This window comes from Paenibacillus sp. EB106-06-01-XG199 (assembly GCF_058791575.1).
The window spans coordinates 515,960-541,204 of sequence record NZ_JBYTDQ010000004.1 but is presented as its reverse complement, the minus strand read 5'-3'; the positions used below and the strand labels follow the sequence as shown (position 1 = coordinate 541,204).

General features: G+C 49.4%; 28 protein-coding genes and 3 pseudogenes. 24 read left to right on the top strand and 7 right to left on the bottom strand.

Annotated elements, in window-relative coordinates:
• The first annotated feature begins 199 nt into the window (after positions 1 to 199).
• Positions 200 to 1,156, top strand: coding sequence for a 3'-5' exoribonuclease YhaM family protein (locus AC3WT9_RS17475; protein ID WP_341090801.1), 957 nt, complete (start codon positions 200 to 202; stop codon positions 1,154 to 1,156).
• Positions 1,157 to 1,246: 90 nt separating this feature from the next.
• On the opposite strand, the gene AC3WT9_RS17470 is transcribed toward AC3WT9_RS17475, so the two are convergent.
• Positions 1,247 to 1,903, bottom strand: a complete 657-nt coding sequence (locus tag AC3WT9_RS17470; protein ID WP_341090802.1) for a 3'-5' exonuclease — start codon at positions 1,901 to 1,903, stop codon at positions 1,247 to 1,249.
• A 152-nt stretch (positions 1,904 to 2,055) separates the two neighbouring features.
• On the opposite strand from AC3WT9_RS17470, the pseudogene AC3WT9_RS17465 reads away from it, so the two are divergent.
• A pseudogene (locus AC3WT9_RS17465) lies at positions 2,056 to 2,526 on the top strand (TerD family protein); the annotation flags it as partial.
• Positions 2,527 to 2,718: 192 nt separating this feature from the next.
• Entirely contained in the window at positions 2,719 to 3,390 is a 672-nt protein-coding gene (locus tag AC3WT9_RS17460; protein ID WP_341097583.1) for a vWA domain-containing protein, read from the top strand.
• Positions 3,391 to 3,432: 42 nt separating this feature from the next.
• On the opposite strand, the gene AC3WT9_RS17455 is transcribed toward AC3WT9_RS17460, so the two are convergent.
• A complete protein-coding gene (locus AC3WT9_RS17455) occupies positions 3,433 to 3,996 on the bottom strand; it encodes a GNAT family N-acetyltransferase (protein WP_341090803.1) in 564 nt (187 codons plus the stop codon).
• A 558-nt stretch (positions 3,997 to 4,554) separates the two neighbouring features.
• Positions 4,555 to 4,704: a hypothetical protein gene (locus AC3WT9_RS17450; RefSeq protein ID WP_341090804.1), complete on the bottom strand. Its 150-nt coding sequence runs from the start codon at positions 4,702 to 4,704 to the stop codon at positions 4,555 to 4,557.
• 468 nt (positions 4,705 to 5,172) lie between these two features.
• Between AC3WT9_RS17450 and AC3WT9_RS17445 the strand changes: the two are divergent.
• A pseudogene (locus AC3WT9_RS17445) lies at positions 5,173 to 5,310 on the top strand (IS3-like element ISBth8 family transposase); the annotation flags it as partial.
• 511 nt (positions 5,311 to 5,821) lie between these two features.
• Positions 5,822 to 6,226, top strand: coding sequence for a hypothetical protein (locus AC3WT9_RS17440; RefSeq protein ID WP_341090805.1), 405 nt, complete (start codon positions 5,822 to 5,824; stop codon positions 6,224 to 6,226).
• A gap of 607 nt (positions 6,227 to 6,833) precedes the next feature.
• Here the strand turns inward: AC3WT9_RS17440 and AC3WT9_RS17435 are convergent.
• Entirely contained in the window at positions 6,834 to 7,217 is a 384-nt protein-coding gene (locus AC3WT9_RS17435; protein ID WP_341090806.1) for a hypothetical protein, read from the bottom strand.
• Positions 7,218 to 7,442: 225 nt separating this feature from the next.
• Here AC3WT9_RS17435 and AC3WT9_RS17430 point away from each other — a divergent pair, with 225 nt between their 5' ends.
• The 11 genes and pseudogenes from AC3WT9_RS17430 (at position 7,443) to AC3WT9_RS17380 (ending at position 17,417) form a co-directional block, all read left to right on the top strand.
• Positions 7,443 to 8,336: a LysR family transcriptional regulator gene (locus AC3WT9_RS17430; RefSeq protein WP_341090807.1), complete on the top strand. Its 894-nt coding sequence runs from the start codon at positions 7,443 to 7,445 to the stop codon at positions 8,334 to 8,336.
• 123 nt (positions 8,337 to 8,459) lie between these two features.
• A complete protein-coding gene (locus AC3WT9_RS17425) occupies positions 8,460 to 8,975 on the top strand; it encodes a GNAT family N-acetyltransferase (protein WP_341090809.1) in 516 nt (171 codons plus the stop codon).
• A gap of 4 nt (positions 8,976 to 8,979) precedes the next feature.
• A pseudogene (locus AC3WT9_RS17420) lies at positions 8,980 to 9,875 on the top strand (transporter substrate-binding domain-containing protein).
• 33 nt (positions 9,876 to 9,908) lie between these two features.
• Positions 9,909 to 10,691 (top strand): amino acid ABC transporter permease, encoded by a 783-nt coding sequence (locus tag AC3WT9_RS17415; protein WP_341090811.1) that lies wholly within the window; start codon positions 9,909 to 9,911, stop codon positions 10,689 to 10,691.
• A complete protein-coding gene (locus AC3WT9_RS17410) occupies positions 10,691 to 11,401 on the top strand; it encodes an amino acid ABC transporter permease (RefSeq protein ID WP_038587370.1) in 711 nt (236 codons plus the stop codon). The genes AC3WT9_RS17415 and AC3WT9_RS17410 overlap by 1 nt, the downstream gene beginning before the upstream one ends.
• Positions 11,398 to 12,150: an amino acid ABC transporter ATP-binding protein gene (locus AC3WT9_RS17405; RefSeq protein ID WP_076114529.1), complete on the top strand. Its 753-nt coding sequence runs from the start codon at positions 11,398 to 11,400 to the stop codon at positions 12,148 to 12,150. The genes AC3WT9_RS17410 and AC3WT9_RS17405 overlap by 4 nt, the downstream gene beginning before the upstream one ends.
• A gap of 11 nt (positions 12,151 to 12,161) precedes the next feature.
• On the top strand, positions 12,162 to 13,178 hold the full coding sequence (locus AC3WT9_RS17400; RefSeq protein ID WP_341090813.1) for an LLM class flavin-dependent oxidoreductase: 1,017 nt from the start codon (positions 12,162 to 12,164) through the stop codon (positions 13,176 to 13,178).
• A 50-nt stretch (positions 13,179 to 13,228) separates the two neighbouring features.
• Complete coding sequence (locus AC3WT9_RS17395; RefSeq protein ID WP_341090814.1) at positions 13,229 to 14,410, top strand: amidohydrolase; 1,182 nt, start codon at positions 13,229 to 13,231, stop codon at positions 14,408 to 14,410.
• The gene (solA, locus tag AC3WT9_RS17390; protein ID WP_341380335.1) at positions 14,407 to 15,582 is read left to right on the top strand and encodes an N-methyl-L-tryptophan oxidase; all 1,176 of its coding nucleotides are present in this window, start codon (positions 14,407 to 14,409) and stop codon (positions 15,580 to 15,582) included. The genes AC3WT9_RS17395 and solA overlap by 4 nt, the downstream gene beginning before the upstream one ends.
• On the top strand, positions 15,582 to 16,061 hold the full coding sequence (locus AC3WT9_RS17385) for a DinB family protein (protein ID WP_341377659.1): 480 nt from the start codon (positions 15,582 to 15,584) through the stop codon (positions 16,059 to 16,061). Before solA ends, AC3WT9_RS17385 begins: the two co-directional genes overlap by 1 nt.
• A gap of 18 nt (positions 16,062 to 16,079) precedes the next feature.
• Positions 16,080 to 17,417 carry an LLM class flavin-dependent oxidoreductase gene (locus tag AC3WT9_RS17380; protein ID WP_341377660.1) on the top strand — a complete coding sequence of 446 codons (1,338 nt, stop codon included), beginning with the start codon at positions 16,080 to 16,082 and terminating at the stop codon, positions 17,415 to 17,417.
• 73 nt (positions 17,418 to 17,490) lie between these two features.
• Here the strand turns inward: AC3WT9_RS17380 and AC3WT9_RS17375 are convergent, their stop codons facing one another.
• Positions 17,491 to 18,177 carry a PspA/IM30 family protein gene (locus tag AC3WT9_RS17375; RefSeq protein WP_341090818.1) on the bottom strand — a complete coding sequence of 229 codons (687 nt, stop codon included), beginning with the start codon at positions 18,175 to 18,177 and terminating at the stop codon, positions 17,491 to 17,493.
• Between the two features lie 60 nt (positions 18,178 to 18,237).
• Positions 18,238 to 18,456: a PspC domain-containing protein gene (locus tag AC3WT9_RS17370; protein WP_341090819.1), complete on the bottom strand. Its 219-nt coding sequence runs from the start codon at positions 18,454 to 18,456 to the stop codon at positions 18,238 to 18,240.
• A gap of 334 nt (positions 18,457 to 18,790) precedes the next feature.
• Here AC3WT9_RS17370 and AC3WT9_RS17365 point away from each other — a divergent pair, with 334 nt between their 5' ends.
• The gene (locus tag AC3WT9_RS17365) at positions 18,791 to 19,420 is read left to right on the top strand and encodes a YfbR-like 5'-deoxynucleotidase (RefSeq protein WP_038587382.1); all 630 of its coding nucleotides are present in this window, start codon (positions 18,791 to 18,793) and stop codon (positions 19,418 to 19,420) included.
• A gap of 68 nt (positions 19,421 to 19,488) precedes the next feature.
• Here AC3WT9_RS17365 and AC3WT9_RS17360 read toward each other — a convergent pair whose 3' ends face one another.
• The gene (locus AC3WT9_RS17360; RefSeq protein WP_341380336.1) at positions 19,489 to 20,124 is read right to left on the bottom strand and encodes a CPBP family intramembrane glutamic endopeptidase; all 636 of its coding nucleotides are present in this window, start codon (positions 20,122 to 20,124) and stop codon (positions 19,489 to 19,491) included.
• 106 nt (positions 20,125 to 20,230) lie between these two features.
• Between AC3WT9_RS17360 and AC3WT9_RS17355 the strand changes: the two genes are divergently transcribed.
• From AC3WT9_RS17355 to AC3WT9_RS17325, 7 genes are all read left to right on the top strand, one after another.
• Positions 20,231 to 20,770: a peptidase M56 gene (locus AC3WT9_RS17355; protein ID WP_341377661.1), complete on the top strand. Its 540-nt coding sequence runs from the start codon at positions 20,231 to 20,233 to the stop codon at positions 20,768 to 20,770.
• Positions 20,771 to 20,798: 28 nt separating this feature from the next.
• Positions 20,799 to 21,611, top strand: a complete 813-nt coding sequence (locus tag AC3WT9_RS17350; protein ID WP_341377662.1) for a PP2C family serine/threonine-protein phosphatase — start codon at positions 20,799 to 20,801, stop codon at positions 21,609 to 21,611.
• Positions 21,612 to 21,680: 69 nt separating this feature from the next.
• Positions 21,681 to 22,121: a class I SAM-dependent methyltransferase gene (locus tag AC3WT9_RS17345; RefSeq protein ID WP_341377663.1), complete on the top strand. Its 441-nt coding sequence runs from the start codon at positions 21,681 to 21,683 to the stop codon at positions 22,119 to 22,121.
• Positions 22,121 to 22,441, top strand: coding sequence for a class I SAM-dependent methyltransferase (locus tag AC3WT9_RS17340; RefSeq protein ID WP_341377664.1), 321 nt, complete (start codon positions 22,121 to 22,123; stop codon positions 22,439 to 22,441). Before AC3WT9_RS17345 ends, AC3WT9_RS17340 begins: the two co-directional genes overlap by 1 nt.
• Positions 22,441 to 22,785, top strand: a complete 345-nt coding sequence (locus AC3WT9_RS17335; protein ID WP_492407778.1) for a phosphotransferase-like protein — start codon at positions 22,441 to 22,443, stop codon at positions 22,783 to 22,785. Before AC3WT9_RS17340 ends, AC3WT9_RS17335 begins: the two co-directional genes overlap by 1 nt.
• A 76-nt stretch (positions 22,786 to 22,861) precedes the next feature.
• Positions 22,862 to 23,728 carry an AraC family transcriptional regulator gene (locus tag AC3WT9_RS17330; RefSeq protein ID WP_341377665.1) on the top strand — a complete coding sequence of 289 codons (867 nt, stop codon included), beginning with the start codon at positions 22,862 to 22,864 and terminating at the stop codon, positions 23,726 to 23,728.
• Between the two features lie 83 nt (positions 23,729 to 23,811).
• Positions 23,812 to 25,224 (top strand): ADP-ribosylglycohydrolase family protein, encoded by a 1,413-nt coding sequence (locus tag AC3WT9_RS17325; protein ID WP_341377666.1) that lies wholly within the window; start codon positions 23,812 to 23,814, stop codon positions 25,222 to 25,224.
• Positions 25,225 to 25,245: the final 21 nt, after the last annotated feature.

The following is a 25,245-nucleotide window of genomic DNA, read 5'->3' as shown; positions in this document are numbered from 1 at the left end:
AGGTTATTCAGGGCCCTGCAAATGGCTCTGGATAGCCTCTTTTTATGCTATAAGCAAAGGCTATTGACCGGCTTGGTACAGGCCGGGCATAATTATGAATCGTTATCGTATAGTAATTTAAAGGGATTTCGAAGGTGAATGTCAAAAGTTTAATATACACAGCAGGATATAATACCTGCTAGTAATGGGAGGCTCCAACATGACACTAATTAAACAGCTATCTCCGCAGGACGAATTTGTCGGGTTCTATCTGTTACGGGAGCTGACGCTCAAACAGACAAACGGTACTCCTCCAAAGGATTATTTTGATATTGTACTCGGTGATTCAAGCGGTCAGATAACAGCTAAATTTTGGGATGTCAGCACAACTGACAAAGAAACCTTTTTCCCCATGGCTCTGGTGAAGGTGCGCGGCATAGCGCATACCTACCGTGAGAAACTGCAGGTCAAGATTAGCAAGATCAGACTGGCCAATGAGACGGACGGTGTATCACTCACTGATTTTATCCGCTCTGCGCCAATCCGTCCTGTTGATCTTATCCATACGATTAAAGGGGTGATGAGCAGCATTGCCGATCAGGAGATTTCCGCAATCGTCTCTTTCTGCGTCGGTAAGGTGGAAGAGAAGCTGATGCATTATCCCGCAGCCAAGACCTATCATCATGCTTATTTTGCCGGACTTGCCTATCATATGGTGCGGATGCTGGAGATTGGTGATTTTCTATGCAAACAGCGTCCGTTCCTGAACCCTGATCTGATGAAGGCGGGAATCATTCTGCATGATATCGCCAAGCCAGAGGAGATGATTTCCCAGTTTGGCATTGTGTCGGATTACAGTGTGCAGGGGAAGCTGATCGGTCATATCTCGATGGCGTCGAACTGGATTACCGAGGCCGCGATTCGTTTAGGTTTTACTCTGGATTCGGAAAAGGTTATCGCGCTGCAGCATTTGGTCTTATCCCATCATAATCTGGGCGAATGGGGAAGCCCCGTTCAGCCGCAAACGGCGGAAGCGGTGGCGCTGCATCATATCGATGCGATGGATGCCAAGCTGCAGATGGTGGAGGATGCGCTGGATACGACCCCGGAAACCGAAGAATGGACACCGTTTATCCGCGGACTGGAGAACAAGGCGGTTTACCGGTCGAAAATCTAGAGTCGTCAAAAAAAAGCAAGGAGCAGGTCTTCTCGAGTAACGGAGAAGACCTGCTCTTTATTTTGATCCACAGCGGGTTGCCGGGCTGTCTCAGAAGCGCTGCTCAAAAGGTGCTGCCGGGAGCAGCGGAACCCGTTTTTTGCCGGGTTTCTTTGCTGCTTTTTTGGGTGGTGATTTAAAAGGAGTATATCCGCCCGAATACATCGTTCCGGCTTTATAGCCTTGACTGTCCGCGAGCAGCAGCGGTTCGAATTGCTGCTGCTGTTCCATCAGCTTCAATAAGATGATAGCCGCAGCCCGGGCATCATCAAGTGCGTCATGATGCTTCAGACGGATGCCGAAATGCTGTGAGATTACATTCAATTTATGGGAAGGCAACTCCTGGAGCATTTTTTTTCCCAGCAGATAGGTGCACATATATTGAAAATTCGGGTAGCTGGTCCCTGAGGCATCCAGACAATAACGCAGCACGCTCATATCGAAGGCGGCATTATGCGCCACAACGATTTCGCCTTGCAGCAGCGGTTCGAGCAATGGCCACAGCTCAGCAAAAGTAGGCTGCCCCTGGACCATTGACGGCGTGATCCCGTGAATAGCAATGTTCATCCCGTCAAACCGCTGGCGCGGGTCAATCAGCCAGACATGCTCGGCTGTAATAACGCCTTCTCTAACCTGGACAAGACCCAGGGAGCAGGCGCTGGAGCGGCTGGAATTCGCCGTCTCAAAGTCAATTGCTGTAAAGTTCATTTGGTAAAGCCCCTTATCTATCAGGTATATCATTAATACTAAAGTAGTGAGGGGGTAAATACAATCTAGCAATTTTACAAAACCTTGTGAGTATGATACTCCTTATATATGAAAAATTGGAAGAGTACATCGAGGAATGAGGAGATGAGGTTATGCTGCAGCTGCTAAAGGGTCAAAAGGTAGATGTAACTAAAGGGAAAAACGTATATGAGCTTACGTTATCCTTCGGATGGTCAACCGCTAATCAAGAGATGGGGATAGATGCCGCTGCTTTTCTGTTGTCGGAGCGGGGACGCTGCGAACGTGATGAGGACTTTATTTTCTATGGAAATCCGGTATCACAGGATGGAGCCGTAACACACACAGTCTTGAAGCAGGGAGATAAAGAAAGTCTCTCGGTTTCATTGTCCCGTCTGCCGCAGCAGGTTGCCCGGATCGCCTTGACATTGACTATCTATGAAGGCGAACAGCTGAATCACCGTATGAAAGATGTATCCGGCCTTTATCTGAAGCTCCAGGATCGTCAGAGCGGCGAGGAACTGCTCCGTTTTGAGTATGGCTCTGATTTATCCGATGAGACAGCGATCGTAGCAGGAGAATTATACCGCCATAACGGGGAGTGGAAATTTAACGCCATCGGCAGCGGTTTTAATGGAGGCTTGGCTGCTCTATGCGTCAATTTTGGACTTGAAGTGGAAGAGGCAGGTTCTGCGGAGGTTGCTGCTGCAGCTGAAGTGCTGGCACCGCCTTCACCCACACTGCCGCCAGCACCAGCCGAGCTGTCTGCTCCACCGGAACCTGTAAAGAATTCTGTCCTGTCTACCATTGATCTGCGCAAAAAAATAGTTCAGTTCACACTCGAAAAGAAGCAGTTGACCGGAGTAACGGCCCGGGTTGGGGTTGTGCTGGATATCAGCGGCTCGATGAGAGATCTGTATACCCGCGGCATCGTGCAGGAGGTCGTAGAACGGATACTGGCCGTTGCCTGCAAATTTGACGACAATGGCTCGCTGGATGTCTGGGTGTACGATAACGAATTCAGCCGGCTGCCCCCGGTTACGGAACGGGACTTTGAACAATATGTACAAAGACATATTCTAAAAAATCCTTCGATTCATAAATTCGGGCGGAACAATGAACCTCCGGTGATGGAGGATGTGATCCGCAAGTATACCAAAGAAGATAAGGATTCTACTCCGGTATTCATCATATTTATCAATGACGGAGGCGTCTTGAAATTAACCAAAAAGGTGATTATGAAGGCAGCTGTCCAGCCGATATTCTGGCAGTTTGTCGGGATCGGCAATTCGGATTTCGAAGTGCTGGAAGGATTGGACAACATGACCGGCAGAGTCGTGGACAATGCGGACTTTGTTCACTTGGACCGGATTGAAGGAGTATCGGATGACGAGCTGTACGACAGGCTGCTCAATGAATTTCCGCACTGGCTGAAGGCGGCCAAGGACAAACGGATTCTCACGACGTAAGGGGAAGTTCAACATTTTTGCAAGAATAGGCTGGCCCATGGGCTAGCCTATTCTTGTGGTTAGGGGTTGTTCCCTCTGAGCACCGGGGAAGGATTGCAGATCCAGCCGGAAACCTTTAACCAGAGTATTCCCGTTTATAATATCGGTCTCGAAATGCCGTTTGAAGCCCAGCCGTTCGTAGAGCCTGATCGCCGAGACCATCATATCCGAGGTGTGCAGGTTCAGGGTGGAGGCGCCCAACTCACGGGACCTCCGGGCGGCTTCCCGAATCAGGAGTGCAGCAACGCCGCGGCCGCGTACGTCAGGGGAGACGGCAAGCAGGCGCAGTACAGGGGAGTGGATGCCAAGCTCGGGCTTGCCGTAGGCCGTTTCCGAAGAGGTGAACAACAGTGCGCTGCCGACAATCTGCTGGCCGGTTTCAGCAATGATCCGCGCGAACGGGGCATTCCCGTGTACGGAATCAAGGATTGAATTCCGGTACGCTTCCCACTGCGGCTCAGGCATGCCGGCAGAATATTGGCTGTATGCGGACAGCAGCACTTCGGCAATGGCTTCGCGCTCACTTTCTGCAGCGTCACGAATAATGATCTCTTTTGACATGTTCACGAAATACCTCCCTTACTTAAGTCAGGTGGAAAGATCAGTCGAGTGACGTTTATTATAACTGACAAATCACATAAACATAAGAGGAATTTAACATTTCTGATAAATGAATAGAAAAGTTCTATCTATCTTTGTGATTTATTTAACTAGGTCTGCCCAATTAACAAACAAACATGGTTTTCGAGACACTGTAAATAACGGTTAGGGTCTCGGCGGAAGCGAAGGCGTTTGTTACCTTCGAGTAGTCGGGATTCCCATCCCTTACGTTCGCGAAGGTAACACTCACATTCCACACAGCTCAGCCGATTCAAGAGATTCTCTTGTTTCAAGGCATCCTCGACCCAAACAACAAATTCTCCATTTCGCCAGATGTAGCGATTCCAACTGCGCAGCCCCGTCATTCGGCGGTGACGTATCTTGGTCAGGCGCTCTTGCCGCCTTAGAGCCGGTAGCATCAGCCCCACCGTTCTTAGACCTCTGCTTTCTTTCCATTCCGGATCAATATACTTTAGTCAAACAAAAAAACGTCCAAGCGGGATACACCACCTGAACGCTTTTGAATTACTGACCTAAGACATACCTGATAGCAATAAGGACAATTTGAATTAACGTCTGACGTCCCTCTTTGGATTTCATATACTCCCAAACATGACGACCAGCAGACTTCACGCCTGTCCACATTTTGAAAACAATCGATTTGGTTCTCTTCATTTCAACCCCTCCTTTCCTCTGCAATCAATATAAGAAAGCCAGCCATGAATTTATCAGATGGAGCGTAATAAGCCTGCCTAACGATTCAGATACAACATGATAAGCAATCCGGCTCATATTATTAACAAGAGCATGTCGTATACTTGTCAGGCTTTCTCAACTCCGGCTGCTCATTCTCGTATGAAATGGCAGAAGATGATTTCAGGGTTTTTAACTTCAAGCTGAAGGAACCAAAATCGGGCCTTTTCTATGTACTTCATCATAAGCTGTTCATTCCGGAGTATAACCATTTAGCAGACCGATCCCTTTAATAGTGGCTACATCCAATCCGCCTGGTTTAAACCAGGCGGAACGAAAAAAGGGCGCTCCCCGGCAATCCATGTGGTATTATCCCCTCAAGGTAGAAAGTGAAAAAAGAGATCATGTTAGAATGATCTCAACATCTAAAAACCGGAGGGGATCTTTACTATGCGAGCAAAGAAAGGTCAAACATTTAATCGATACAGTGAGGACACGAAGAAAGAAGCTGTTCGTCTGCGAGTGGGAGAAGGTTGGGCGTACAGCCGGATCATGGAGAAGTTTGGCATTAAAAGCGAAATCCAGATTATCTTTAGCAGTGCCGAAGAGGAAAATGCCTATTTGAAAGCACAGGTAGAATATCTAAAAAAGCTCAATCCAAACTTGCACGGGGAGGGAAGCTGGATTTCGAAGCCCGGTACAAACTCGGCGACCTTTCCCTGATTGAATTCCAATCTTTATAAGATTTCCATTACGCTTAACATGTTGCTCAACATCATTTACTAGCACTCTGACATAACGCTTACCATTCTAAATTAAGTGGAATAATATTGAATTTTATTGCAATATATGCTAGTGTTTAATTGTAATATAACTCAGTGTTTCCCAAAGGAGCGTGTGCCATGAAAAATAAAGTTTAGTAGCATCTAACTTACTTTAATTTTTTTTGGTATTTAAGTTTTTTCTCGGAATTAGTTTAAATGAAAGTTTGATTTCGATTTAACGAGAATATTTTTTTATATTACTCGTGAAAAAAAACACATACTAATGATGGCTAAATTATTTAATTCAATATATATATCTAAAGGAGATGTTTACGTTGAATCATATAAAAAAAATAACAGTATCTAGTTTTGCTACTCTAATGATGGTTCTAGCACCTACAAGTGCAATTTTCGCTGAAGAAGCTGTTACAAACAACACGTTGCTGTCACAAGAAACGCAACCCTTAGGCAATGTTACTTTACAAGGAACAGAATGGGCACAGGTTGGACAGCAAACCGTACCTATTTACATGAATGGGCAAATAAAAGTCGTGTTAAATGGTCAATTTGGAGATATTTGCACTGTACATGCTATTGATCAATATAATAACCGAACTTACTTAGGACAATTGAACAATAAGGAATCCTTAATAACTAAACTATATGGTTACTACAAGATTGAATTAAATTTAATTAGTTCTAATAATTCAACGGGATCAACCTTCTACGTCATCTATTAGTAACTTTGTATACCTCCTGCATTTGTCTATATAAAAAAACAACAGGCGATAAAATTGCCCTGTTGTTTTTTTTCTAGGTCTGCCCAATTAACAAACAAACACGGTTTTCGAGACACTGTTGTTCATGGTCATTATTTGTCCTTGGTAGGTACGGCGTATCGTAACACGCAAACAATCCTTGCCAAAATCCGGTGCTATATCGCTCAAAATTCTCGACCATTTCGGTATCTTCTTTTCGGGTATAGGACCGTCTCATTTCGGTGCGGAGCCACTGCATTTGCACACGAACGCATTCTGCGGTTTGCGGTGCGGGCGCACTCAAAATATGGGCAGCATCTTGATGAGGCTTCAGCCAATGCTTTACTTTGTGGTATGAGGAGCAGAAGCTATCCAATGTTTCAAACAACTTCAGGAGTTTCTCACTGTAGGCGAACCCCCTTTTTTAGCGCTTCGTTGAAGCGAACCTTGAATCGCTAAGGCTTCTTAGTATACCCGAATCCCCGGAAGATCGAGCGGTGGATGCCCATCTTCGAGCAAAACGGCGCGCCACCCCCGCCAAGACTTCGCGGAGATGGTCCGTGACCGATGCGCGAAGTAGCGTCAGATATCACTCGTACAGTCGTTCACAATTCCGCTTGGAAGTAACGACTCCCCGTCGATTGAGCTCCTCGTGCAGTTCGGAAAGTGTGTAATGCTGCTTGAACCGAAGCTCTCCGACGAGGGCAAGAACATCGAATCCGTAAGAAGTATGTTTCATCACGAGCGCATCGGCCTCGGCGGATCGAAAATAGGATCCCGGATACGGGCACTCCAAATTCGGGCAGGCGTATGCCATATTCCAGATATCGAAGATTCCGTTCAGGGTATTGACGTATTTATGACAAGCAGTATGGTGCCGCTTCAATTTCGTGCCGCAGTGCGGACATTGCCGCAGTTCGCTATGGAAATACATTCTTTTTTTCGGGGTAATCCGGTTTTTAGTTGAAGGCATGAATACCTCCTCCTTCCTTACCCCTTAGGAGAATATTTCCACACCGTTAGTCAAACGGGCAGACCTAGTATTTAATGGAAATCCGACTGAAATACACGGAATATGTGTTGACAAAAAAATACGCCGTGAATAAGATATATACAAAATCTATAAGAACGCATCGCCATAATTCATTGTTAATTCATCGGAATAGTAAAATTAAACCCGACTAAGGGGGGGCTAGGTGTGAACATTGAAAATATTGAGGCCTTTGTGTACATCAACCATTATGGAAGCTTCAATAAAGCGGCTGAAGTCCTGTATATCTCGCAGCCGACTGTTACCGCCCGCATACAATCGCTCGAACGGGAGCTGGATTGCCGGGTATTTGACCGGCTGGGCAAGCAGATTAATCTCACCGATAAAGGCAAGCAGTTCCTCCCCTATGCCCAGCAGATTCTCCAGGTCTATCAAACCGGCAAGCATCAAATACAATCGAAAGGACATATTCCGAATGAGCTGAGAATCGGCAGCACTGTCTCGGTGTCCAATTATTTGATGCCCCATCTGCTGCTTCATCTGAAGCGCAGGTATCCGCATATCACGATCAAGCTGACGACAGCGTCTACGGAAGTGCTGATCAGCAAGCTGAAGTCGAAGGAGCTCGATCTGGCTTTTATCCGTAAAGTCGTAAATCCGGCGATTCAAGCTTTTCCATTTTGCGAGGACCCCATTTCGCTGTATGTGCACAAGGAGCATCGCCTGGCCAAGGGAGGCCGTGCCTCAATACAGGATATCCGTCAGGAGACGCTGGTTTTCTTTGAATGCGGCTCTTTGGACTGGATGCGGCTGCACCGTGTATTTGAGAGTATGGAGCAGCCGCCGAATATTGAATATCAGGTGGATAACCTGGAGACGGCCAAGAAGCTGGTGCTGAAACAAGCGGGGATTTGCTTTCTACCGGCACTCAGTGTGCAGGAGGAAGTGGCGGCAGGGACGCTGATCCGGGTAGATGTCGCGGAGACGGAAGGGATTTCGCTGCGGACCAGCCTGATTTCCCTGAACGGGGAAAATGCGGAGTTTATCGAAACCCTGCTGGAACTTAGCATAGGTAAAGCCGGAGATCGACTTCTTGTATAGATGTATTAAAAAACTCTATTAGCGCATGGATACCTGCGGTGATAAAGTTAATTGCATAATCATAATCACGACTAATTCGATAGGGATTATAAAATTAAAATCCGAAAGGTTGGAGGGCATACGATGGGTGAAGTATACCGGTTGGCAGAACAGAAGGATGCGGAGCAATTACTGGATATTACATATCGTGCCTATCAGCTGATTCGTGATCTGGGGCTGCATTGGCCGGCGGCAAACGCCGATCTGGCGCTGATTGAAGACAATATTTCAACTAATGAATGTTATGTGCTTGAAGTCAGCGGAACGATTATTGCGACAATCACTTTGTCGAAAGAAGAAGAGGTGAAGAAGCTCAGCCCGCTACCTTTTATCAAATGGTTCGCCGTGAGTCCGGAATACAGTAACAAGGGCTACGGCGGAAAGCTGCTGGATTGGGTAGAGGAGCATATTATTCTCGGACAATTGGGCTCGCCTGAAGTCACTCTGGCAACGGCGAAAAAACATCCCTGGCTGGCTCTGATGTATGAGCGGCGGGGTTATGAACGGTTCCTGGAGCTAGATCCGCAAAATGGCGACGGCATCATGTATCTGCTGAAAAAGACACTTATAAACAAACCACATTTCATTCAAAGGGGATAGAAACATGAAGAAGTCAATCTCACTGGTATTTGCATCAATACTCACGCTGGCGATTGCCGGCTGCGGAAATAACAGCAACAGTGCTGGCGGCAACAACACGGACAGCAGCAAGAGCGGGAATGTGGCAGAAGCTGCAGCGCCTGCTAATGCGAAAGAGGGTAATGCTTCGGCAGAGCCGGCTAAGGTAACGAAGATCATCGTGGGCACAGGCACAGGTTTTCCAAAGTCTGTTACATCGACGAGAACGGCAAGCTGACCGGGTTTGATGTGGAGCTGATTAAAGAAATTGACAATCGCCTGCCGGAATATGAATTCGAACTGCAGACGATGGATTTCAGCAACCTGCTGCTGAGTCTGGAAACCAAAAAAATCGACCTGGTCGCCCATGTTATGGAAAAAAATCCGGAGCGCGAGCTGAAGTATTCTTTTAACAAAGAAGCTTACGCCCACTGGAGAAACCGCATTGTGGTGGCTAAGGACAATGAGTCGATCCATTCGCTGGATGATCTGAAAGGTAAAAAGGTGCTGACGGGTGCAACCAGTGCACAGGCGCAAATTCTTGAGAACTACAATAAAGAGCATGACAATGCGATTAATATCGTGTACCAAAACGGTACGGCTAACGATACAGCTGCCCAGATCAGCTCCGGCCGTGTAGACGCCACGCTGGCTGCCGATTTTGTCCTTCCGATTATTGATCCGCAGAGCCAGCTGAAGGCAACGGGCGACGAGCTTTCGTCGGCAGACATTCTTTATGTGCTGCGCAAGGATGATGCTGATTCGCAGAAGCTGTCGGATGCGATTGACGGTGCGATCAAGGAGCTTAAGACAGACGGTACACTTGGCAAGCTGAGCACGGAATGGCTGGGTGCGGATGTTACAGCGAATTCGGTTCAATGATTAAGCCTGTGAGTGTGGGAAGGGAGGGAGTTTATGGGCGAACCATTTGATATCAGCTATGTATTTTCATTTTTGCCTAAGCTGCTGGGGACGTTAAACACCACACTGCTGATTGTCGCCTGCTCGCTGCTGGCAGGAATTATAGTCGGTTTTCTCGTGGCTCTGCCCCGCCTGTACAAAGTGCCGGTGCTGAAAACCTGCTCCGAAATCTATATTTCTTTTTTCCGGGGAACGCCGATTCTGATCCAGCTCTTCCTGTTCTATTACGGGCTGCCTGAAATTCTAAAACTGGTTCATGTGGATATGACCCGGACGCCGGTGCTTGTCTTTGTGATTCTAACCTACGGCCTGCATACGGGGGCATACATGTCCGAAATGATCCGGGCTTCTGTGATGGCGGTGGATAAGGGGCAGGTGGAGGCTGCCTATGCTACGGGAATGACAGGGTTCCAGGCTTTTACGCGGATCGTATTGCCACAGGCGCTTGGCATCGCGATTCCGGTATTCTCCAATCTGGTGATTGCGCTGCTGAAAGATACATCGCTGGCCTTCACGCTCGGTGTGATGGAAATGACGGGCAAAGCACAGACGCTTGGCAGTTTGACACAGCATTTTATCGAAACCTACATTGCCCTTGCCCTGATCTATCTGGTCATCAGCTATTCGATTGAGAAGCTGCTGCTTGTAGCGGAGCACCGGCTGCTGCGGCATGAGAAGCGGAGCACCCCTGAGAAAAAATCGTTTAGAGTCCACAAAAATTGGTCCTACCGGCGCATTATTGCGGAAATGGGATCGGGTAAAGGAGGCGCAGGATAATGAAACTGGACCCATCATTTATCTGGACGGCGTTCCTGCAAATCTTGAGCGCCATTCCTACCACCTTATATATTACAGTTGTCTCCGTGTCAGTGGGCTTTCTTATCGGCATTTGTGTCGCATTGATCCGGATTTACAGAGTGCCTGTCCTGTATCCGCTGGCGGTTGGATATGTGACTTTTATCCGGGGCACTCCGATGCTGACGCATCTGCTGCTGATTTATTTTGGACTTCCTGTCCTTATTGACGGACTGGCCGCCCACTTTGGCTGGGGGTTCAGGTCGGTGTCGGTTCCGATGATCGGTTTTGCCTATATTTCGTTCTCAATTACAGCGGGTGCTTATATGTCCGAGGTCGTCCGTTCCGGTCTGCTTGCCGTGGACCGGGGCCAGCTTGAAGCTGCACATTCCATAGGTATGACCACCCCTCAGGCCTTGCGGCGGATTGTCTTTCCCCAGGCGCTGGCGGCAAGTCTGCCCAATCTGTCCAATTCCGTTATTGGTATGCTGCATGGGTCAACGCTTGCTTTTACCGTTTCCGTTGTGGATATCAACGCCAAGGCGCAGATTGTGGCTTCGACGAACTGGAAGTTCTTTGAGGCGTACCTGGCGGCGGCGCTGATCTTCTGGGGGCTTACGTTCCTGATCGAGCGGCTGACGTCCCTGATCGAGAAACGGATCAATCTTTACAATCGAGGTGGAGTGGCATGATCAAGCTGGAGCGTATTTCGAAGTCGTTTGGCCGGAATCAGGTGCTGAATAATATTGATTTAACCGTCACCAAAGGCGAGGTTGTTGTCATTCTCGGCCCCAGCGGCTCAGGCAAAACTACCCTACTGCGCTGCGTGAACTACCTGGAGAAGCCCAGTGACGGGGAGATTGCCATCGGCGATTTCAAAGTGAACTGCAGGCATGCACGCAAAAAAGAGATTCATCAGCTGCGGCAAAAAACGGCGATGGTCTTCCAGCAGTATAATCTTTTCCGGCATAAAACTGCGCTGGAAAATGTGATGGAAGGGCTGCTTATCGTCAAAAAGCTTCCGAAGGAGGAAGCGAAAAAACGGAGTATCGCTTTGCTGGAGAAGGTGGGGCTTGGAGCCAAGCTGGACGCGTATCCAAGCCAGCTGTCAGGCGGGCAGCAGCAGCGGGTAGGCATTGCCCGCGCCCTGGCGCTGGAGCCGGAAGTGATTCTGTTCGACGAGCCTACGTCGGCGCTGGACCCGGAGCTGGTGGGCGAGGTGCTGGCCGTCATCCGCAAAATTGCCAAGGAAGGCATCACAATGATTGTCGTGACGCATGAAATGGGTTTTGCCCGCGATGTCGCTAATCACGTCGTGTTCATGGACGGCGGTGTGATTGTTGAGGAAGGGACACCGACAGAGTTATTTAATCATCCGCGCGAAGAAAGAACGAAGCAGTTCCTGAAGCGGATTACACCGGAACTGAACTATTCCATTTAGGAGGCCAAAATATGGCGATTACAATAAGCGTCCTCGACCAAAGTCCAATTTATCCGGGGGAAACGCCGGAAGAAGCCTTCTTGCATACGATTAAGCTGGCACAATTATCCGAGCAGCTGGGATTCCGCCGTTTCTGGGTGTCGGAGCATCATGACTCCGGGCAGGTAGCGGGTTCATCCCCGGAGGTGTTGATTTCTCATCTGCTCGCCAAGACAGAACGCATCCGCATAGGCTCCGGCGGCATTATGCTTCAGCATTACAGCCCTTATAAGGTAGCGGAGAACTTTAACGTGCTGGCTTCGCTTGCACCGGGCCGGGTGGATCTGGGGGTTGGCCGTGCTCCCGGGGGGCTGCCAAGGAGCACACAGGCATTGCAGCAGGGCAGCTTTGAACCCTCCAGCCTGACGGACAAGATTATCGAACTCGAAAAATATGTACATAACCGGCTGGAGGAAGACCATCCGCTGGCGGGGCTGAAAGCAGGCCCGATTCCAGGGACACCTCCCGAAATTTATGTGCTTGGCGCGAGTGTAGCCAGTGCGGAAATCGCTGCCGGACTGGGGTTGCCGTACGTATTCTCTTTATTCATCAATGGGGATCAGGCGATAGCGTTGGAAGCGATCGAGACTTACCGCAACAACTTCGAGACTTCGCCGGGAAAAGAACCCCGGGCAATTATTGCGCTGTCTATCCTGGCTGCCGAAACCGAGGAGGAGGCCAAAGAACTGGCCGGAGCGCATAAGCTGATCCGGATTAATCTGGCCAGCGGCAAGACACTGACGGTTGCTACCCGGGAGCAGGCGGAGGAATTTACCCGGCAGAGTACGGAAGATTACACCATAGAAGAGCGGGAGCCGGAAATTACAAAGGGGACAAAAGCCAGCGTGCGGCAACAATTGCTGGCGTTGTCCTCAGCATCAGGCATCGACGAGTTTATCGTCACGACCAATGTGCAGCCCTTCGATAAGCGGGTCCGTTCCTTTGAACTGCTGCATGAAGCACTGGCCGAAGTGCCTGCGGAGGCCTGACAAGAAGGAGCTAAGTCCGATAAACATTATCGAAGGGAAGGAGGGCTTTCATGACAAGCAAAACCGTCGAGCCCAGCGCGGAGGCGTTCTATGAAATCATTACCGGGATCCGGCGTCATTTGCACCGTTACCCGGAGCTGTCCAACGAAGAGTATGAAACCACGAAATATATTACAGTCCTGCTGGAGCAGGCCGGAGTAACTACCCTGGATTATGGGCTGAAGACCGGCGTTGTCGCGGAGATTGGCGGACTGCAGGAGGGTCCGGTAATCGCCCTGCGTGCCGATATTGATGCCTTGCCGATTCAGGAAGAAACCGGATTATCCTATGCCTCACAATATCCCGGTAAAATGCACGCCTGCGGTCATGATTTTCATACTGCGGCACTGATCGGCGCTGCTTATCAGCTTAAACAACGGGAGAAGGAATTGAAGGGAACCGTACGCCTGCTGTTCCAGCCTGCGGAGGAGAAGGCGAAGGGTGCGCAGCAGCTGATAGCCAGCGGGGTGCTGAAAGATGTCCGTGCAGTGATTGGAATGCACAATAAGCCGGATCTGGCGGTCGGAACCATCGGCATTACAAGCGGCCCGTTGATGGCTGCTGCGGATGGTTTTGTGGTTGAGATTAAAGGAGCAGGATCACATGCTGCTGTGCCGGAAGCCGGAGTCGACCCTATCGTGACAGCTTCACATGTGGTGACTGCACTCCAGTCTATCGTCAGCCGCAATGTCAGCGCATTGCACAGCGCAGTAATCAGTGTGACGCAACTTCACAGCGGGAACTCATGGAATATTATCCCGGAGTCAGCAGTGCTGGAAGGTACGATTCGCACCTTCAATGAACAGGTGCGCGGTGAGGTGCTTGAGCGATTCAGCCAGGTGGCGACCGGTGTAGCCGCTGCTTTAGGAGCAGAAGCGGCTGTTCGCTGGATCGAAGGCCCGCCGCCGGTAGTTAATGATGCCGCGCTTGCACGGCTTGGAGAGCAGACAGCAGAGGAGCTCGGCTACACCTCCGTGAAGCCGGTGCCTTCACCGGCTGGCGAAGATTTCGCCTTTTATCAGCGGGTGGTTCCCGGATTGTTTGTCTTTATGGGCACCGCCGGAAGCCGGGAGTGGCATCATCCTTCCTTCAATCTCGATGAACGTGCACTGCCGGTAGGCGCCGCATTCTTCAGCAATCTGGCTGTACGTTATTTGGAACAGTTCTCCTCGGAGGGAGGTGCAGTGACATAACGAAACACTCTGTTTATGACGTGATTATCGTCGGGGCGGGTTCAATGGGCATGAGTGCCGGTTATCATCTCGCCCGGCGGGGGATCAAGACATTGCTGATCGATGCCTTCGATCCGCCGCATACGGAAGGAAGCCATCACGGAGAGCCGCGGTTGATCAGGCATGCCTACAGCGGTGACCCCACCTATACTGACTTGGCCCTGCGTGCCCATGTGCTGTGGAAAGAAGCGGAGCAGCAAAGCGGAACCGAGCTGCTTGTGCCTTCGGGAGTCCTGAATCTGGCAGACAGCGCAGTATATTCTTTCCGCGGCCAGCTGGCGGAAGCCGGGAAGCAGAAGGTACGAGTAGAGCAGCTGGATGCGCAGGAAATCCGCCGGAGGTGGCCTGCCTTGAACCTCCCGGATTCGTTCGAAGCCATGTATGAGCCGGATGCCGGATATCTCTACAGTGAGAGATGCATCGCCGCTTACCGGCAACTGGCATTGGCTCATGGTGCAGAGCTGCTGACGAATACGGCAGTACTTCATGTGACTGCGCGCGAAGGAAGTGTCACGGTCCACACGAAGAACGGAGATGTTCATGGAGGGGCGGCCATTCTGAGTGCCGGAGCCTGGTTTGGCGCGCTGTCGCCATTCATCACACTGCCGATTAAGGCGATCCGCAAGGTTGTCGGCTGGTTTCAGAGTGCGCCGGCTTTTGACAGCGGAAACTTCCCCGGATTTACACTGGGCACCGAGGAAGGCGGATATTACGGCTTTCCCAGTATTGGCGGAGCCGGCCTGAAGATCGGGCGGCATGACACGGGCTTGGAATGGAAGCCGGGTCAGAAGCTGGCCCCTTTCGGCACTGAAGAGAGTGACGAAGGGGATCTCCGCCGTGTCCTGGAGGCGTATATGCCCGGCGCAGCCGGACGGCTGCTGAAGGGGGCAGTCTGCAAATATGAGCATACACCGGATGAGGACTTTATTATCGACCGTCATCCTCGTCATACGAATGTGCTTCTGGCCGGCGGGTTCTCGGGGCATGGCTTCAAATTTTCCAGCGTTGTCGGGGAAATTCTGGCTGACTTAGCGGCAGACGGACAGACCCGCCACAATATCCGTCCGTTTTCGTTAGCACGCTTTGAGACACCGGGTCAATCGCAAGCCGGACAACTTTTGGAGGGGATCTAATGGGCAATGTGCAAATCAGGGATTATTTGAATACGCATGAGCAGCTGGTTCAGGCACTGGAGGATTTGACGGAGGAGCAATTAAAATGGAAGGCCGGGCCGGCCAGCTGGAGTGTAACCGAGGTGCTGGCTCATCTGGCCGATCACAGCATAGTGGTTTCATTCCGCATCCGCGATATTCTGGCGGGTACCGAAGTGCAGCTGCCGGTCTTTAATCAGGATGCCTGGGTCAGCGGCCAGTATGCCAACAGCGGGAATGCCGCCGACAGCCTGGAGTTGTTCCGCAGCCTGCTTCACTACAACAGCCTACTCCTCGGACGGCTCAACCCGGAGGACTGGGAGAAAAGCGGCATTAACTTCAAAGGGGAAACGGTCAGGATTACGGACATCGTACGTTTGTTTACTGCACATGTACAGACCCACCTTGGCCAGATCGAACGTATCAAGCAGAGTGCTAGCGCAGCTTCTTATATTCAATAATTAAGAGGAGGAATGGATATGACCAAGCCAAGACAACTGAAACTGGGGGCGCTGTTGCACGGGGTAGGAGGAAGCACCTCGATGTGGCGTCATCCTGAAGCCCAGCCGGATGCGAGTGTGAACTTTGAGCTCTACAGGAAGTGGGTGCAAAAGGCCGAGGAAGGCAAGCTGGACCTGATCTTTATAGCGGACGGTTTATATATTAATGAGAAATCCATTCCCCATTTCCTGAACCGGTTCGAGCCATTGACCATTCTCAGCGCCTTGGCTGCCGTCAGCAGCAAAATAGGCCTGGTAGGCACCTTGTCCACCTCCTACAGTGAGCCCTTTACCGTGGCCCGCCAGTTCGGATCTCTGGATGTGATCAGCGGCGGACGGGCAGGCTGGAATGTTGTAACTTCTCCGCTGGAAGGCTCCGCTCTGAATTACAGCAAGAAAGAGCATCCTGACCATGGCAAACGCTACCGCATCGCCGCGGAATATTTGGAGGTGGCGCGCGGATTATGGGATTCCTGGGAGGATGACGCGTTTTTACGCGATAAGGAGAGCGGCGTCTTTTTTGATCCGGACAAGATGCACACGCTGGATCATCAAGGAGAATTCTTCTCTGTAAAAGGACCGCTGAATATTGCCCGCTCGAAGCAGGGACAGCCGGTTGTGTTCCAGGCAGGTTCTTCAGAGGTCGGCAAGAATTACGCCTCGAAAGAGGCCGATGCCATCTTTACCGGACATGACACGCTGGAGGAAGCGCAGGCATTCTACCGGGATGTGAAGGCCCGGATTGCTTCGTTCGGCCGGAATCCCGATGAGGTGCTGATCTTCCCGGGCATTGCGCCTATCATTGGCGATACCCCGGAGGAAGCCGAGCGCAAATACCAGGAGGTTGCCGGCCTCGTGACGATTGAGAACGCGCTGAATTATCTGGGCAGATTCTTTGAACATCATGATTTCTCGCAGTATCCGCTGGATGAGCCGTTTCCGGAGCTTGGCGATTTGGGCCGAAACAGCTTCCAGAGCGGAACGGACAAAATAAAGAAAAATGCCAAGGAGCAAGGCTTGACACTGCGCCAGGTCGCTCTGCAATCCGCTACCCCGCGCAGCAGCTTTATTGGCACACCGGAGCAGGTGGCGGATCAAATCCAGCACTGGTTTGAATCCGGTGGGGCAGACGGCTTTATGATAGCTGCCGCTGTACCGAGCGGCCTGGAGGAATTCGTGGACCGGGTGGTGCCGATTTTGCAGGAACGGGGACTGTTCCGTAATGAATACGAAAGCGATACACTGCGCGGAAATCTCGGTATACCGGTACCGGAGAACCGTTATTCCAAGTCTACGGAGCCCGCAGGGCGAATTTGAGGAAAAGATCAGCTGCAGTTTAAAAAAAGGATACTCTCCCTTGAAAGGGAAGTATCCTTTTTGTGTATTTTAGTTACTTGCTGCTGTCCGTTTTTTTGCTGCGGAGCCGTTCCAGCTCGGCTTCTACTGCACTGTTAATCGGGGAATCAGCTGCCTCAGCAGAATGGTGTGCGGAGGTTTCCGCATGTGCTTCCCACTCGCTGATTTTGTCTTCCATCCGTTCGAAACCGCGTGATGCCGTACCGGCGTTGATAACGTGGCCCCGGGTTCCGGGATAAGCGGGGTGACCGCTGTTCTGAGCCTGCTGTCTCGCCAGTTCCTCCGCTTTGCGCGCACGGGCAGCCAGCTCGGTTCTTTTGGCTTTTAGGCGCTCATGCTCTGCTTTGGCACTTTGGATGCTGACTTCCAGGGCAGCCAGAGTCTGCCGTGTTTCTTCCAGAACTGACGTGCATTCTGCTTCGCTTTCCAGGTAGCGCAGCTTAGCCATTACTGCGGCTCTGGCTGCAGGCTCATTCCCTTCGCTCATCGCTTTGACCGCATCCGCTTCACTGCGTTCCGCAAGGATTTGATATTCGGAGATGCGACGCTCCAGCACATTGGCAGCTGCCGTGAATTCGCGTTGTTTATTTTCAGCGCCTGCAATTTTATCATCGAGTTCCCGCAAATATTGTCCAGTCAGCAGGATTGGATCCTCCAGTTTATTCAGACCTTCGTGGATTGCTGCCTTCGTCAGGGTGGTGATTCTTTGGAATATACTCATGTCCATTTCTCCTTTAGGTTTGGATGAATTTAATAGTTTCAATGCTTTAATTTAAATTGATTAAAAAGAATGGTAGTCATCCGTGAAGCTGGTAATAGGCTCTTTAGGGACAATGAGGCTGGCCACTATATAAATGAGAGCAACGGTGCCGAAGCTGAAGACGGCAGTGACCGCAACAAGCAGTCTAATAAGTGTGGCGTCAATGTTCAGTGTACGGGCCAATCCTCCGCATAAGCCGGTAAGCTTCTTGTCTCTTTCGGAACGGAATAAATTTGTCATGGTTGAATCGCGTCCTCTCCATTGGGATTTACCAGAATGAATCTTTATTAATATCCGGTGTCTATGTACTTATTGTAAGGCTATATGAAGTTCGGCAAAACGGCCTGAAGACTGTTTTTGAGTCCAGACCTGAGGCGGGGAAAGGTTCCGCAGTAAGGCGGGGATGAACGAGTACAACGGGGAACGGAAGGCCTTCTGCCATTTGTAATATGTTGTGCCGGGAGAACGCCTTTCTCTCTTTTAACATAAGACGTCAACTGCTTTATCCGCATTTAACAATGGGGACCTATACTGTTATTATCTCTATTCCTGAAGATAAGGGAGGACTGGCCCCATGGGTATTCATAAATATTTCCGCTCACTGAACGAACTGGAACGGATCATCCGCTGTCCGGGGAAATTCAAATTCGAGGAGCACAGTGTAGCGGCCCATTCCTGGAAGGTCGTGCAGTACGCCAAAACCTTGGCAGATATCGAAGAAAAGCATGGTGCGGTTATTGACTGGAAGAAGCTATACGAGATTACGAGCAGCCACGATTACGGTGAAATTTTTATCGGCGATATCAAAACACCGGTCAAACATTCCTCGCTGCAGCTGCGTTCTTTAATCCAGCAGGTGGAGGAAGGTATGGTTCACAATTTCATTGAAGAGCATATTCCCGAGGATTTCAAAAGCATCTTCTTTCATCAATTGCGTGAAGGCAAGGATGAATCGCTGGAGGGGCTGATTCTGGAGGTAGCCGACAAGATGGATCAGGTCTACGAGGCATTCGCCGAACTGCAAAGAGGTAATACGGAAAAGGAGTTTGTGGTTATGTACCGCAATGCCCTGATCAAGATCAAGAACATAGACCTGAAATGCGTGGAATATTTCCTGGCTGAGATTTTGCCGGATATGGTCAATGAGGAAACACTGTCCTCCATCGATATCAAACGGATCACGGAAGAGGCACTGGCTCTGTAGTTTAGGGTCGGGGGCTTTTTTTTTTGTATACATAGGAATAGATGAAGAGCGAAACTGGGCATCAGGGATCAGCTATACATAGAGTTGGATTGTTTCTTGGCGATCAAATACGCATAAAAGGCCGCCGAACCGTTAAAAGCGATGTGCAGTGGAATAGTGAGCATTATAGACTCAGTCATCTGGGTGATTAGCCCAAAGAACAGCCCGCCGGCAAATGCGAATATCATAAATCTGATGCTCTGGCTGTTCAGCTTATAATATTGCAAGTGGGAGACTGCAAAGAGTGCAGCTGTAATTATGACAGCGAAGCTGAGTTCGATTACAGGCGTATGATGAATTCGGCCGAGGCTGTGATGACGGGTGAGAACAGGCAGAGCCAGCCCCCGGAAGGCAATCTCTTCGAGCACGGGATAGATAATCACGAAGTTGAACCGGTCAAACCTGCCTGCGGGAGAATAGCCGGAGGATCTCGAGATGAGACAATTGACAATGAGAATGATAAGGAACAAGGGCAGCGCCGTAGACAGATTCTTCGGGAAGCTGTAGACATAAGTGTTTTTTATTAATAAGCTTGCAATGATAACCATAATTCCCCAATAATAGACAGAGAACCGTAGATGCTGCTTATAGATAAGCCCAATTACTATTTGAACAATCCTGAACGAAAATGATAATAGAATCGCGATGAACAAAGACCACAGCATTTGCACTTCAGTCCTCCCGGCGGATTACAGCATAGTTAATTTAATTTTCTTGCTTTACGGATTGGATAGATATGACAAATATAACATGAAGAAAGCGTGCGGGTATATGAATAAACGGAGTGGTAGTAAAAAGAAGCTTAAAGCAGTTTTGGGTCTTACTGTTATTGTCATTGTTATTGTCACTATCCTCGCCTTTCTGCTGAGAGATCAGCTGGCGGCGTTCGGTGTTGAATCTACGGACTTGTCTTCACTGACGATCAATGGAATAGCTGTAAACGAGAATATCGCGGATGTGCAGTGGGATGTGTACAAGAAGAATCCAAGTTTTGTGGATAAAAGCACTGAAGCTGCTGAATACAGATATTATGAGGATTTCCTCGTTGTGTATGAAAGTGACGGAGCCATTATCAAATTAAAAACCTTGTCTGAGCATGGAATAATGAGCCAGGCCGGTGACGAACTGACAGAGCTGAACGAGGTGGAAAGCAAACTGGGAGACCAATACACGGTTCGAAGCTACGACTCCGCCCAGGGCCTAAAAGCAAGGGTGTATTACGACAAAGAAAACCGGATCAAAGCAAGCTTCGTGTATCCCAAAAATGCCCCGGACGATAAGATTGTCTGGTCCATTGTAGAGAGGTATTAGAGTGATTAGATAGGAGATAGAGGCGAAAATGGAACGGGATAAGATTAAGTTCAGCTGGGTGGGCAGTCACGCAATGTACCTTGACGATCCTGCGACCATGAATTTTGGTAATATGGCTATTGGCTGTTATGGCGGAAATACTGCAGCAGGTGCGGACAAAAACGAAGACGGCCTCTTTGTATTGCTTGACCCGGACGGAAGCTGGGAGTTCGTTATGCTGCTGGATGCCCATAAAACGGCAGAAAGTGCAGAGCTGCTGGTTAGCACCATGGACAGTGCAGCCAGTGAAATTAACGGACATCTATCACAGCCCATATCACACGCTTTTGATGCTTTACAGGAGTATCTATTATCCCTCTTTACCTCGGAAGCCTTCATTAACAGATGCAGGGAAGTGACCGGTGAAACGGCATGCCTGATCTGCGCCCGTAAAGAGAATTACATATGGTGGCTGTCTATCGGTGACAACTCACTCTACCTGCTTCATCCGGACCTCGCTGCCCGGGGACAATTCTTATTGAACCAGCGGAATTATTATGAATGGATCGGGTATGCCAACACCTTTGCCCAGCCTGTTCCCTGCTATTCAACCGGAGTCAGAGAGCTGAGAGAAGGACATCAAGTGCTCGTCATGACGACTGACGGTCTTCTGGAATATGGCGCACAGTCCTATGCAAATCCGCAAAAGCTGTTTGATGCTTTCTATTCGGCAAGGGATATGAAGGAGTGTGTCGGTGCTGTGCTAATGGAGGTGCATCAGCAAAAAGGCCGTGACAGTGCTACTGTCATTGCCTGGAGCTTCGATAATAATAGGACAGCAACGATGCCAAGTGACCAGTGAATACTGTTGGAGACTTGATCCACAACACCTGAGGTTAAGTAACATTATCAAAGTTGAAAAGAGGGATAAATGATGAGTAAGGCGGGTGCTTTTGCAGCGGCATTGGATTCCTATTGGCATTATACGCAAATGCCTTGGGGCCGATTATTTTATCAGACGGCTTGGGATCAAATAGACCGGTTCTTAGGTGAGCAAACACAAGCTATATTGGACATCGGCTGCGGGTTCGGTATTTCCAGTAATGAGTACAGCAGGAAAGGGCATCGGGTAACTGCGGTAGAGCCTGCCCATGAGATGATCGAGCTCGCCAAAAAGGCTGGACCGGAAGTGTCTTATTTGGAGCATTCTTTTGAAGAGGCATCCGGGAGTTTGGGGAAATACGATTGGATCTTTTGCCATAACATTCTTGAATATACGGAGGACCCACAGCCTTTTATCCAGCAGATCAGCAACTGCCAAGCCACAAATGGCTACTTGTCACTGATTGCTCATAATCCGGTGCGAAGGTAATGAAAAAGGCTATTCTTCATAAAGATTCTGAAGATGCGCTTACAAGTATAGGCAGCAGCCGGGAGTATAGCGGAATTATTCAAACGGATATCACAGTATATCCTTACTCTCAGTTAGTGGAATGGCTCAACGAAGCGGGTTATGAGATTGAAGGTCATTTTGGAATACATAATCTGTACGGATATATCGCTGACAATGAGCTTAAGCAGACTGAAGAATGGCATAACCAGACTATGCGGCTGGAGCTTGAACTCGGCAATCACAGTCCATACAGGGATATAGCCATATTTACACATATTATCGCTAAGAAAAGCAATTAATTGCCGGAGGAATTAAGCATGATTTCCACCGGACGATTGCGATGTTCGCGGATACCGGGGTTAATCTTATCGTGGATCATGTGATCCATGACGCCTTTACAAGAGAGGACTGGCAAAAAAGCCTGTCCGGATATCCGGTGATGTCTGTGGGCGTGTTTTGCCCGCTAAATGAGCTTGAGCGCAGGGAAAAGGAAAGAGGAGACCGCAGAATCGGGCAAGCCAAAGAGCAGTTGGAGTTCGTCCATAAGGAAGAGGTGTATGACCTGAAGGTCGATACGTTCAGGGATGGTTTGGAAGGTTGTGTGGAGAAAATCCTTCAGCAGATGCAAGCAGAGCTGGAATAGACTTCTCTTTCACGTTATATCCCAATTTACACCGCTTATGCTACTCTATGAATATTGGGGATAGGAGGCTAAATGCATGAGCGAAGGAGAACAATTAAACATACAGTATGAGCATGAAATACCCGTTAATGCTTTTGTTTGGTCACCGAACACATTCATGCAGCCCCTGCATTACCATTCCAGTCTAGAGATCGGCTGTTGTATTTCGGGAAAGGGATGGTTTCATTTCGGTGAAAACACGTACCCCGTTCAGGTTGGTGACGTATTCATAGTTAACCATTCGGAGCTGCACATTGCCTGGTCTGATGAAGAGGACCCAAGTACATATATCTTTCTGAATTTCGATCCAGGGTTGTTACTTACAGAGGACGAGAGGCTGCTGATTCCTTTTTGTTATTCTAACGGACTCTATCAGAATCGAATTCCACATAGCGAACCCCTTGCCATTGAATTGAGACAACTCATCGAACGGGTCCGATCCGAGCTTGTCGATAAACAGGAGGGGTACTCCAGCATGGTAAAAGCAACCCTCCTGCATATATGTACCCTCCTGCTTCGGAATCGCTCGATCCCACTGCAACAGAAGGATTGGCAGAAGCTGACACGTACGATCAGGGAGTACCGGAAACTGATGGATTACATTAAGGAACATTACACGGAAGCTCTAACCCTTCAGGAGGTTGCTAAATATCTGGGAGTCAGCCCCTCACGTGCAAGCCATGTATTTCTAGAAGCAACCGGGCGCCATTTCAAGGATTGCCTCCTGCAGGTCAGACTCAACGAGGCGAAGCGTTTACTCGTGAATACAAGCCTGGATGTCACCGAAGTATGCTTCTCAAGTGGGTTTCAAAGCGTATCGACGTTCTACCGTTTATTTGGGTCAATTATTGGGCTTTCTCCAAGTGAATACCGGCAGCAATATCAAACATTTCGCAATATTTGAGAATTTCCCTATAGTTATTGAGAAGCCTCTCCTCCAAACGGGTTCTATAATGAATATAAAATACAAAGTTTGGGGTGCGGATCATGGCAGGATGGGATAGCTTACAGCGATTGGTGAAAGAAGAGGTTATTCAGCGCAGAGATGAGGGCTGCAATACAGAGGGCTTTATTGAAAAGATTGAGGCGGCAGGCAATGATCGGGAGCAATTGATGGCAATATATGAGCAATTGATGAGGCTTCCGATTAGACCTGATTTCCCGTTTGCCGAGCCATCTGAATTGGATGAAATCCGTAAAAAGCGTCCAGAAGGGCCGAGAGTGCTTCAGCCGCAACATTCCGAGCCAGTCTGGCGGGACAAATTTTATGGAGCGTGGCTTGGACGGAGTGTTGGCTGTGCACTTGGCAAACCCCTTGAGCAGTGGGAATATATGGGCGGAAGCTTCGGCAATCCAGGCTGGAAGAATGTTCAACTTTGGTTCCAAGGTGCAGACGCATGGCCTATAACGACTTACGTACCTGCACAATCCCGTGCACAAAAGGAAGTTGGCCTGAACATTGCTAATGTCTCCCCTAAGAGCCTGCGTGAGAACATCTGCTACATGGAGAGCGACGATGATATCCGGTATACAGTTCTTGGCCTCATTATGCTGGAAGAAAAAGGGCTGGAATGGGATTCTTGGGATGTGGGTCTCTTATGGCATAGGGTTTTGTCTTATTCTCAGGTATGTACAGCTGAAACGCAGGCGTATTTAAACTTTGCACAGGTAACATCACATCTTAACAATTTATTGAAAAATGAAGGGAATGCCCGGAATTCAGACTGGGAAGAGCAGAAGGCTTGGGTCCGTACCTATCTGAATCCTTATCGCGAATGGATCGGCGCCCAGATCCGGGCAGACGGATTAGCCTATGGTGCAGCCGGGAAACCGGAGCTAGCGGCTGAACTGGCATGGCGTGATGCTTCTTTCTCTCATGTAAAGAACGGCATATATGGAGAAATGTTCGTAGCCGCCATGATTGCTGCTGCATTCTCGGAACGTGATCCCGAGCGGATCGTCGAAATTGGCTTAAGCGAGATTCCTGCTACCAGCAGATTGGCGAAGGATGTTAGGGAAGCTGTTGCGATTGCACGTAGCACGAAGAATCAAGTGGAGTTGGTTGACCGGATATGGGAAGCCTTCAAGCACTATAATCCGGTTCATACCAACAATAATGCGGCTTTGGTGGCGGCTTCGCTGATCTTCGGCCAAGGGAACTTCGAAAAAGCCATAACCACAGCGGTTCTGGGTGGCTGGGATACAGATTGCAACGGGGCCACAGTCGGCTCTATTATGGGGGCTATGCTGGGAGCAGAGGCAGTCCCTAGCTCCTGGACTGCACCATTAAATGATATCCTGTATGCAGAAATCAATGGATTCCATCCCATCCCGATTTCTGAATGTGCGGCCCGGAGCTTTGAGGTGTTTAAGAAGCTAAACCCGGACTCCTGTTGCTAATAAAGAATAATATGGAACCTA